The sequence below is a fragment of the Acinetobacter gyllenbergii CIP 110306 = MTCC 11365 genome (assembly GCF_000413855.1).
GTDB classification, from domain to species: Bacteria; Pseudomonadota; Gammaproteobacteria; order Pseudomonadales; family Moraxellaceae; genus Acinetobacter; species Acinetobacter gyllenbergii.
In genome coordinates this window covers 1-11,342 of the sequence record NZ_ATGG01000013.1, presented here as the reverse complement: position 1 = coordinate 11,342, position 11,342 = coordinate 1, and the positions used below count along the sequence as shown (strand labels likewise).

Annotated in this window: 6 protein-coding genes and 1 riboswitch; of the genes, 1 reads left to right on the top strand and 5 read right to left on the bottom strand. The window is 43.6% G+C overall.

The genetic code is table 11. From position 1 onward, the window contains the following. Positions 1-59: 59 nt before the first annotated feature. The 5 genes from F957_RS12085 to F957_RS12105 form a co-directional block, all read right to left on the bottom strand. Positions 60-1,091, bottom strand: coding sequence for an ABC transporter substrate-binding protein (locus F957_RS12085; RefSeq protein WP_016660295.1), 1,032 nt, complete (start codon positions 1,089-1,091; stop codon positions 60-62). A gap of 83 nt (positions 1,092-1,174) precedes the next feature. Further along, entirely contained in the window at positions 1,175-1,612 is a 438-nt protein-coding gene (locus tag F957_RS12090; protein ID WP_005187690.1) for a CopG family ribbon-helix-helix protein, read from the bottom strand. A gap of 301 nt (positions 1,613-1,913) precedes the next feature. Continuing rightward, positions 1,914-5,519 carry an urea carboxylase gene (gene uca, locus F957_RS12095; RefSeq protein WP_016539794.1) on the bottom strand — a complete coding sequence of 1,202 codons (3,606 nt, stop codon included), beginning with the start codon at positions 5,517-5,519 and terminating at the stop codon, positions 1,914-1,916. Between the two features lie 9 nt (positions 5,520-5,528). After that, on the bottom strand, positions 5,529-6,173 hold the full coding sequence (locus F957_RS12100; protein ID WP_016539793.1) for an urea amidolyase associated protein UAAP2: 645 nt from the start codon (positions 6,171-6,173) through the stop codon (positions 5,529-5,531). Positions 6,174-6,189: 16 nt separating this feature from the next. Beyond that, complete coding sequence (locus tag F957_RS12105; RefSeq protein ID WP_016539792.1) at positions 6,190-6,927, bottom strand: urea amidolyase associated protein UAAP1; 738 nt, start codon at positions 6,925-6,927, stop codon at positions 6,190-6,192. A gap of 46 nt (positions 6,928-6,973) precedes the next feature. Continuing rightward, a riboswitch (guanidine-I (ykkC/yxkD leader) is annotated at positions 6,974-7,075 on the bottom strand. Between the two features lie 512 nt (positions 7,076-7,587). Here F957_RS12105 and F957_RS12110 point away from each other — a divergent pair. After that, positions 7,588-11,342, top strand: a 3,755-nt coding sequence (locus F957_RS12110; protein WP_016660293.1) for an RHS repeat protein, incomplete at its 3' end; no start/stop codon positions are given.

Genomic DNA, 11,342 nt, shown 5'->3' with positions numbered 1-11,342 from the left:
AATTTTAAAATCCAGAAATAAAAAAATCGTTCTATGAGAACGATTTTTTTATAAATTAGCTATTTCAACTCATCCACCAAAGCTGGATAAATCAAGCCATCCACATCCACTGCAGTTTTATAAATGCCATTACTGACATTGAATTGATTGACGTGATAGGTTGAACCATAAATCGAATCAAAGCCTGTTCCCTTCTGAAACACTTTCTTATTCGCTGCGATATCCAGTAAATGCGTTCCCTCAATAAATTGCTCATATTGTTGAGGATCGACACCGACACGGTTGGCCATGATTTTTACCGCATCTGCATGGGTTGCAGGATCTTGGATATACTTCACCGTTTTATCCCACACTTGGATCAGCTTTTTCCAGTCCTCTTGATGCGCCGATAAATGAGCTGGATTCACCGCAAGCGTATCGTAGATCAAACCTGGCTTATCTTTGGAACTATAAATAATCTTGGAACCCGCCACTGCTTTTAATGCTTGATTGGCAACGGGTTGCCATACTGCAATCGCAGCAATATCCTGACTGCCAAACACTTGAGGAAGTTCATTGGTTACTGAATTGACCAGTTTAATATCTGAGAATGGAATCTTGGCATCGGTCAAAGCCGTCGATAATAACAGGTGATCGACCAAACCCTTTTCCGTTGCTATGGATTTACCTTTTAAATCCTGAATGCTGTTGATGCCATTCTTGGCAATAATCACATCATTGCCCGCAGAATAATCCGTCACCATAATGATCATGCCCTTGCTCCCGCCCGAGGCATTGACTAAATTATCGCCATTGGTAATAAACACCGCATCGAGTTGATTGGCAGCAAAAGCAGAAATTGAGGCTGAATAATCAAACCATTTAAATTCAACATTTAAGCCTGCATCTTTGAGCCAACCTTTTTCAATCGCCACTTGCCAAGCCACCCAACCCGGCCAATCACTATAGCCAATCGTAATAGGCGTGGTTGTCGGTACCTCTTTGGCCTCGGTCGCTTTTTCTGCTGTTGGCACTTTTGCGGAATTATCACACGCGCTAAGGCTCAGTCCCAACAGCACTGAAACAGATAACGTTGCTATTGCTTGCTTCATAATCACCCCATATCTTTTTTGAAAATTTTGCCCAGAGCACATCTAAATCACGTGTTGAGCGACACTACCGATGCCGCTGCGTCCTAATCGTTTTGCTGTAAGGGTGGCATCACGGCATCCATGAGTTCCAGATGCCCTTTAATCACCCCTTTTAAAGCAGTAAATTGCTGACTAATTTGTTTAAGATCATTACTGCCGCCTTGTAACAGCATGACTTCCAATATTTTTTGTTGATCCAATTGAATATGTAATGAACTGATCACCTGTTCTAAAAATTTTTGTTGTAAGTCTAAGAGTTGCATACGCAACGGCATACAACTGGCGTCATACAACAAGGTTAGTGTGCCCACCATGACTGCATTTTGCTGTGCCTGTTCAGCAATGAGATGCTTATTGATCATGTCGACAATCGCCTGAGAGCGACTTTCATAATGCTCTTCGACAATGGTTTGATCTAAGGCTTCAACCGTTTTTTCAGGGACGGTAATACTGATTCGAGTCAGTTTAGGACGTGCATTCATCATGATCAGACTATTGTTTAGAAACTTGGTTTTGCTTTACATACAGGCCTGCTCGGACCGTAAGTAAATTGGCAAAACAGCGCGCTGCAACTTTGAAATACTGAATCAGGATTGATTGCTTTTTCATAACCACCTCAGTCTTAGTAATACCAAATTTATAATTCGTAATATTTAATGCAGTATCTATGCCAATTTTTTAGCCAAATAAAGTAGAAAAACCGTGTGAATTGCTGAATAAATGCACACAAAAAAAGCCCGATGTTTCATCATAGGGCCTTTTCTGCATCATGGATTTTGATTGCTATACAGCAGGTGCAAGCGTAAACAATGCCTGTCCTGTTTTTACCGTTTGCGCTTTATCAATCAAGATACTATCGACTTTCATTTTTGCAGGCGCAAGGATTGGAATTTCAATTTTCATTGCTTCAATCACCGCCAAGGTTTCACCTTCTTCGATAATATCGCCTACGGTACATTCAATTTTCCAGACCGAACCCGGCATATGTGACTCCACGATCATGCCACCATTCGGAACTATGATTTCTGAATCATCCAATACTGCATCCATACTTTCGGAAACATATTCAGCCAAGCCTGCTTCATGCCAGCGACGGCGTTCCGCTTCAAAATTACTTTGTTGAACCTGTTTAAAAGCCTGAATACTGCTTTCATTGTCTTTTAGAAAAGCATTGTAGTCTTTGAGATTCAGCACCCCTTCTTCGATCCGCAGTTGCAAACGCCCTGCTTTAAAGTCTTCCCGCATTTCCAACAGCTCAGATTCGGACACTTCATAGAAACGGATTTGGTCAAAGAATCTGAGCAACCACGGTTTGTGCGCTTCAAAATTCGGATTTTGACGATAACGACTCCACACTTGTGTGGTACGTCCTACAAACTGATAGCCACCCGGTCCTTCCATGCCATAAACACACATATAAGCCCCACCAATTCCAACCGCATTTTCAGGTGTCCATGTTCGAGCAGGATTATATTTAGTGGTGACTAGGCGATGTCTCGGGTCTAGCGGTGTCGCAACAGGTGCACCCAGATAAACATCTCCCAAGCCCATTACCAAATACGCGGTGTCATAGACCACATCTTTAACGGCTTGCTTTGATGCAAGACCGTTAATACGGCGAATGAACTCAATATTATCTGGACACCATGGTGCATCTGGACGAACCAATTGGGTATATTTTTCGGTGGCAAGTTGGGTTTGCGAATCTTCCCAAGCCAGTGGTAAATACACAGTTCTAGACGGTACCTGCATATTTTCAATATCGGGTAATTCACTTTCAGCCACCTGTAACAAGCGAAGTAAATCCAGTTGCTCTAGAACCATTGAATCATAATGAATCTGCAATGAACGAATGCCTGGGGTCAAATCAATGATGCCCTGAATATTTTGTTGTTGTACCCATTGCATTAAGGCATGAATACGAAAACGTAAATTGAGATCTAAGACCAATTCACCATATTCAACCAACAAATATTGGTTACCTGCGGGGCGATAGCTCACTTTGGGTTTGTCGGCACCCTGATCCAAAGTCGCCAACACGGCATTTTTTAAAGTGACAGGCTCTGCTTTAAACATCGGTTCAAAATTAATCTGTGATGCCGTTTCATTCTGTAAGGCCGATTGATAACGCTGTTCTAACTGTTGCGCCTGTGCATAACTGACAGGGATAAATCTCACTTTATCACCTGCTTTGAGTTGACCTAATTTCCATAACTCTGAGTTGATCACCACCGCAGGGCAAACAAAGCCGCCTAAACTCGGGCCATCAGGCCCCAAGATAATTGGCATATCCCCAGTGAAATCAATGGCACCAATCGCATAAGCATTGTCATGAATATTCGATGGATGTAAACCTGCTTCGCCGCCATCAATCCGAGCCCATTCAGGTTTCGGGCCGATCAAACGAATACCGGTACGACTCGAGTTAAAGTGAATCTCCCAGTCTTGATCAAAAAACATGGCAACATCATTCGGCGTAAAAAAATCAGGTGCACCATGCGGACCATACATGACCGCGATTTCCCATTCGGTTTTAAAACTTGGGATTTGTTCAGGTTTTAATGCAACTGTTTGCTCGGTTTTCGCCTCCGTGATTGGCAACATATCACCAATCAGTAAGTTACGCCCTGCATGACCACCAAATTGCCCTAAGGTAAACGTGGCTAAACTGCCCAAATACGCAGGCAGATTAAATCCATGTTTAATCCCAATATAACTACGGCAACCCGTACTGATACGACCGCATTTTAACACCTGACCTTTACGCACATTAATGCTTGACCACATCGCGACTGGCTGACCATCCAGACTGACCTCCATCTCACCACCTGTGATGGCAATCTGACTATCACAATGAAACTTTAAAGTCGGTCCAAGCAAGGTACATTCTAGTCCCGAACTGTTAAATGCATTGCCCAACAATTGATTGGCAACATTCAAGCTCAATGCATCCATCGCACCTGAAGGCGGAACACCCACATCCCAATACCCTAAGCGACCTGTTACATCCTGCACTGCAGTTTGAATCCCTGCCTGTAACACTTCTATTTTTTGGGTTTTCCATCCAAACTGATTCAAGAAACGCGTGGTTTGTGTGCCTTGCCCAAATACCTCACCCGCAATAATTTCCTGTAGGTACTCGAGATTGGTTTCAATCCCTGCAATCTCTGTATTGCTTAGGCTATTTTGCATAGCAACGATGGCCTGCTCTCGATCCGTTGCCGTCACAATAATTTTTGCAATCATCGGGTCATAGAATGAGGAAACATTTGAGCCTGTTTCCACCCAAGTTTCCACCCGTGATTGCGGGTCAAATTTGACAATGGTCAATAAGCCCGCGCTGGGTTGAAAGTTCTTAATCGGATCTTCGGCATATAAACGCACTTGAATCGAATGACCTTTGGGCGGTGCAATCTGTTGCGGTGCTTGCCAATCCCCACTGGCCAAGCTCACCATCCATTCAACCAGATCAAGGTCATACACCTGTTCCGTCACCCCATGTTCCACTTGCAAGCGTGTATTCACTTCTAAAAAGTAGAACTGTTGTGTATCGGTATCCATCACAAATTCAACCGTACCTGCAGAACGATACTGCACCGACTGCATCAATTGAATGGCAACCTGTTGAATATAAGTGCGTTGCGTATCATTCAAATGTGGTGCGGGTGTTTCCTCAATCACTTTTTGATTACGACGTTGTACCGAACAATCACGCTCACCAAGTGCAATGACATTGCCTTGACCATCGCCAAAAATTTGCACCTCAATGTGACGGGCATTTTCGACAAACTTTTCCAGATACAGTCCTGCATCTTTAAAATTCGCTTGCGCCAGATAGGAAACAGTTTGATAGGCTTCTTTTAATTCCTGTTCATTCCAGACCAGACGCATGCCAATACCGCCACCACCTGCGGTGCTTTTCAGCATCACGGGATAGCCAATCTGATCGGCCTGAAGCAATGCATCATCCAAGTCGATAAGCAACTGACTACCTGGTAGCAAGGGTACATGGTTCTGAATCGCCAATGCTCGTGCGGTATGTTTTAGACCAAAATCACGCATTTGCTGTGAGGTCGGACCAATAAAGGCTATACCGTGTTGCTCGCACAGATCACAGAATGCGGCATTTTCCGATAAAAAACCATAACCCGGATGAATCGCTTCCGCCCCAGTGTGCTGTGCTGCGGCAAGGATTTTTTCAATATTTAAATAGCTTTGTTGTGCAGCTGAATCGCCGATAAAAATCGCTTCGTCGGCTAAACTGACATGCAAGGAGTCCCGATCCGCTTCGGAATAGACCGCAACCGATTGAATCCCAAGTTTTTTTAAGCTACGAATGACACGACAGGCAATCGCCCCACGATTGGCAATCAGTACTTTTTTAAACATTATGCCACCTCACGCGTCACGTATAACAAGTTGGATTTTGGTCGGGTTATAGGCATTACAAGGATTATTCAATTGCGGACAATTTGAAATCAGAACGATCAGATCCATTTCGGCTTTGATCTCGACATATTTACCCGCTGCCGAAACGCCATCTTCAAACTTTAAATGGCCTTCAGCGGTTACTGGTACATTCATAAAAAAGTTAATATTGGGACCAATATGACGCACATTGAGCTGATGCTTTTTGGCGATCGGATGTTGTGCCAAGGCATACATGAAATTATTGCGGCAACTGTGCATCGGATATTTATCATGTGCATAACGAACCGTATTGCTTTCACATGAACATGCGCCACCTAAGGTGTCATGTCTGCCGCAATTGTCATCGATAATAGTGGCAATTGGGCGGGCAAAATTACTAAATAAGATCGTGCCTTTTTCCAGATAAAGCTGCTGATTTTGCGCCAAGGTATCGGTTGCGCTATAACGTTCTTCAGCGTTGTTGGCACTGATAAATAAGGTATCAACGGCTTGGTTTCCTTCCAGATCAATAATGCGGAAATACTGACCTTGTTTTACCTCACCCATCCATGCTTCACCTGCAAGGCAAATCTGGTCTAAAACAATCTGTTCAATTTTTGCTGATGCTGTCATTTTCTCGCTCCCCACCTTAATTCGACAATGCGTAATAGCGTGTGTTATTGGCAAAACCACGCTGATTTTGAGCACATGAATCCCGACAAACATCCTGTTCAGTTAAGGCATTGGCTTTGAATAGACGAAGTTGGATATCGGCGGGTTGATACTGTGTAGATAAATCGAGTGGATGTGGTGCCGCAGAAAGAAAAACCAGACAATCCATTTCAAAGCGCAGTTCAATCTTTTGCTGTTGATTGTCGTCTGTGACATAACTTAATCGACCATGATCGTCGGGCTGGACTTTTGAAAATAAATTTACTGTTGCGCTCAAATCGGCTTGGCCTAGACCAAATTTGGTCAATTCCACCAATAAACTATCTAGACCATTTTGATGCATGTCATTACGCGCATCCTGAAAGTTTTTTTTGCCAAAATTTTGTGCAATCTGCTGTGCGGTACTTGGACCGCAAAACACATCATTCCAGCCATGCTCATCTTGAATAATGGAGGCCATCACACGGCCAAGATCTGAGTACAAAACATGCCCTGTCGAGAGAAAAGCCGTATGCTGTGCTTTTAGACTATCGGGCATATTAAAACGCTCCAGCTTGTCATCAGCATTGACACAGAACAAAGACACATTGGCCTGCTGCCCCAGCGCTTCAAGCTGTAAAACTGCCCCTCGTTGAATCCGACCCGACCAATGATGCCCACCAGGCAATGTTTCTTGCCACAGTATTTTATTGTCGTGATAGAACGATTGATTCATAACAAACCCCTTGCGGATACTTAACCTCGTTATGGCAATATGCCTGACCTCCCGGGCTTTTATCCCTCCGTGTAGTTCTATCGAACCGTTATCTCTCGGACCAGTCATGTCTCCATGCGGATACATCGGAACCCTAGACAACTTTATCTATGTTGTTATGAAGCAAAAGACATGCCAATTTAGTAATACGATTTTGCATATTCGTAATACCCAAAGGGTCATTTTTAGCTTGTTCAGAGTGCATTTTTAAAAACAAAGCACCAATTTGAGGCTGTGGGTTCACCATCACTTTTTTTTAAATCGGATTGCGGCACGGTAGATAAGAAAAATGTATCAAGTTCATTTTGATAAAAGTAACGACCACTTTTTAGCTATATTTTTTATTTATCCTACATTTTTCACGACAAAGAAAACAATTCAAACCTTTGAATAATATAAGTTTAAAATAAAAATCCGCACCCCTTGTGCGTCACAGTTTGTCGCTCAAGAAACAGCATTGATGTATTTCACAACTTATTCATCACAAAATGAATTTAAAGAAGCATGGCAGGCATCGTGATATTTCACCTGCTTTCCCATGATTCTTTTTATGAATACGGTGTTTTTTTATCCGTGTTTCAAATAATGAAAACCAATAATTTTTTATAAGATGGTAATGATATGAAAATGAATAAGCTGTTGCTGCACATGTTAGCAACCCCCTTTTTAGTCTCCTCAATCTATACCCATGCCGCTTATCAAGATGAGCGCTATGGACTCACCGCATTGACCGCACAAGCCCAAAATGTTCAGTCCTGTACCCCTGGGATCAATGCAATCTCCCGACAAATCACGACGGGCAGTACCGATATTACTGGCCCCTTAGCCTTTACCCGAAGCTATGAAACCGCGCTGCAATTAGGTTTCAATCCGAGCTACCGCTCAAATGATGCCAAAGTCCTCGATGAAGCATTTGCTGTGACTTATCTGGAAGTCAGAGCACTTTTTGGTGCGGGTTGGAGTCATAATTATGATTTCCGTTTAAATACCATTGGTACTCAGGCTTATACCTTAAATATGCCTGGTGGCGGCCTACCCATGACCTTTGCCAAACAAAGTGATGGCTCGATTAAAATGTCCAATCCGAGTCTGGTACCGATTACCACGGATACCGAGTACAAAATTACCGACAATAACCTCTCGGTCATTGTGAACATCAACGGTGTAGAAATTACTTTCCAAGCACTGTCAGGTTCAAGAGGACTGTTGCAGAATTTCCAAGCGACTCAGGTCAAATATCCTGGTGGCAAAGTCATCAATATGACCTATTCTCCAGTCTCTCGTTCTGGAGCCGTTGCAGGTTATTTGCTGACGGGCGTTACAGACAATCGCGGCAATAGCTTGAAAATAAGCCGAAATAATATGACAGGGTCTGATACCTCGCCATTGGGCTTACAACTGCAAGGCATGATTAGCAGCGTTGAATCTTCTCCAAATACACTGAATAAACAAATTGCCAATTATAGCTATGTAATTCAGCCTGTAGTCTGGAACGGTACGACAAAAAATCTGCCTAAATTAGTAAAAGTGGTATCAACAACTAATGGTACTGAAGACTATACCTATACAGACTATACCCATAATGGCTTATTTAAAGACAGAGCCAAAACAGATGTTGGGGTTATTCTGCCGATTTTAAGTAAATACGCCAAATCTGGACAGGCGTTATTTAACTGGGAGACAACCGCAGATAGCATCGCCAGCTATAGCGATAAAGCTTTAGATTACGCCTCATTGCGTTTTAATGAAAATGTAGATGGTGGTACGCTGACTCTTTCGGGCCCACACCCTTCCACCGCATCGGTTGCAACTGAAGTCTTTAGTTTGGCCAATAGCACGGATGGTTCTAATCGCCTGTTCTATAATTCGACCAGTGGCTTTCCGTGCTTGAGTTATAACGGCAAACCACTTAAGAATCTGGTTTTTTCCAAGAAAATTCGCCGCCTCAGTGAGGTTGTAGACAAGAATGGTAATAAAACCACACTCGGTTTTGATGTTAATAATCGCTTAACCTCTCTCGCCGAAGCCGTGGGTTCAGCCAGTCCCCGTACCACAACCGCAAGTTACAGCACGGCATTTGATATTCCGTCAAGCATTCAACGCGGCAATCAGACTCAAACCAACAGCATTAACACGGCTGGTCAGATTACTCAATCTGTTCTAAGTTCATCTCAGGCTGGCAGCACCTCCAAAACCACAGACTATACCTATCTGAGCAATGGTCTGGTTTCGACTGTGGATGGGCCGCGCACAGGCACGATTGATAAGGTGACTTTTGGCTACGATGCATACGGCAATAAGGCCTCAGAATCTCAGGTCGTAAACGGTACAACCCGTACCACCAGCTATGTCGGTTATAATGCGCTTGGTCAGCCTGAACGTATTGTTTACCCAACTGGCTTAGTCGATAAGTTTGTCTATAATGCGGATGGTACTGTTGCCAGCAAAACCACAGGTACGGGAACTGCGACGACGACTATCACCGGTAAAACCACCAGTTATACTTATGATACGTTGAAGCGCTTAAGTACGGAAACCAATCCCGATGGCGAAAAAACCGCATATGCTTATGATATAGCTGGACGCCTCATTAAAACCACCTTAGCAGATGGCAGTTTGCTCAATAAGAGCTATCACGGTAATGGGATCGTTGCTTTAGAAAAACTGACCGATAGTACTGGTGCAACGATCTTTAATCAAAGTTCCACAACATTGGACGCCAATTTCCGTCCACTTAAAACCGTCAGTGGTACAGATGCCGCTAAAAACTGGGTCACGAACAGCTATGACCTCAATGGGAATCTCACCCAAACGGCTTCTGCCTTGGGAATTACCGAAAAATGGTCTTATGATGTTTTAAATCGTGTCCTAACCCATACCGATGGCCTTGGCAATATTGATAAAAAGACCTATGACCTACAGGACAATACACTCACAGCACTTGATGCCTTAAATGCAGGAACCAATCCCTATGCTTATCGCAATGGTAAAGTCTTAACCAAAGAGATCAATACCGATTATGGCACCAAGAGCTATAGCTACAACGAAGCAGATCTACTGACTCAGTCTGTGTACGGAACACGTAAATGTGACAATCTGAATATCGATGCTTTGGCACGTGTTGGGCAAACAGCCTGTACGCATTCAACCACAACGACACCTGCCAACCTGTTGAGTAATCTGAGCTTTGCTTATGACCAAACTCGTTTTGGTCGCTTGGATAAAGTCAGCTCTAATGACACAGCTTATGGCGTAGATACCAGTTATGGCTATGATGCTTATGACCGTATCATCAGTAAATCTCAAACCAACAAGGCCATCACCACGTGGACAGGAACCAAACCAAGCTTAGCTGTCGCTTATGCCTATACTGTTGGTGATAAATTAAGTAGTTTGACCTTACCGTCTGGACGTAAGTTGGCGTATAGCTATGATGTGACCAAGAAGAACTTACTCACCAATATCACATTAGATGGCGCTGCGCTGATTCGAGCAATCACGTATGATGCAGGCGGTCAAATGACAGGTTGGAACTGGGGTGCTGGAGCCGCAAGTTATACGTGGAGCTATGATGCGGTCAAGAATGGTGCTGTTCAGTCCATTAGCAACAAAAATAATGCGGGTGCTGTCAACTATAGCTTGGCATATGCTTTTGATAACGATGGTCGTGTTAATAAACTCACTCGTAACAATGGTTTGGTTGATAGCTTTAGTTATAGTAATGCGGATCGCCTGCTTACCGAAACTCGTGTTAATGGCAGCACCAATGTTTTCGGGATTACCTATACTTATGACAAAAATGGTAACCGTTTAAGTCTTGCCGCGACAGGGACACATCAACAACCTCAGGCGAGTGTGGCCTATACATATACAGGCAATAAGTTAGCGACCATTGCGGGTGCAGCAGTTACGCATACTGCCAATGCCGAATTGATCTATGGTGGATTTACTCCGACCTATGACAATGCAGGTAATCGCCGTGAGGATAAAACCACAGGTGGTGCTGCAACGACTCCTCAGTACTATATGACTTATAACCACAAAAATGAGCGGACTGTTCGTGGTTATCAAGCCAATGGTTCAGCATGGAAAGCCAATGCTGTTCAGTATGTTTATGATGAAAACAGTCATTTGATTGGTGAATATAGCGCTGATGGTGTGCCACTGGTTGAATATGTTTGGATGGGTGACAAACCTGTCGCTGCAATTTATGGCTCTGGTACAACCAGCAAAACATACTGGATCGTCACCGATGCGCAAAATACGCCACGCCGTTTGATTGATGCTGCGGACGCCTCAACTACAGTATGGGCTTGGGACAGTACTGCTTTTGGTGTAGGTGTTCCAAGTGTTCAGACCGTGAAGTTTAACCTTCG

Bases quoted from the DNA above. Each gene is read 5' to 3' on its own strand.
- F957_RS12090 (WP_005187690.1), bottom strand. From the start codon at position 1,612: ATGAATGCACGTCCTAAACTGACTCGAATCAGTATTACCGTCCCTGAA.
- F957_RS12100 (WP_016539793.1), bottom strand. From the start codon at position 6,173: ATGACAGCATCAGCAAAAATTGAACAGATTGTTTTAGACCAGATTTGC.
- F957_RS12085 (WP_016660295.1), bottom strand. From the start codon at position 1,091: ATGAAGCAAGCAATAGCAACGTTATCTGTTTCAGTGCTGTTGGGACTG.
- F957_RS12105 (WP_016539792.1), bottom strand. From the start codon at position 6,927: ATGAATCAATCGTTCTATCACGACAATAAAATACTGTGGCAAGAAACA.
- uca (WP_016539794.1), bottom strand. From the start codon at position 5,519: ATGTTTAAAAAAGTACTGATTGCCAATCGTGGGGCGATTGCCTGTCGT.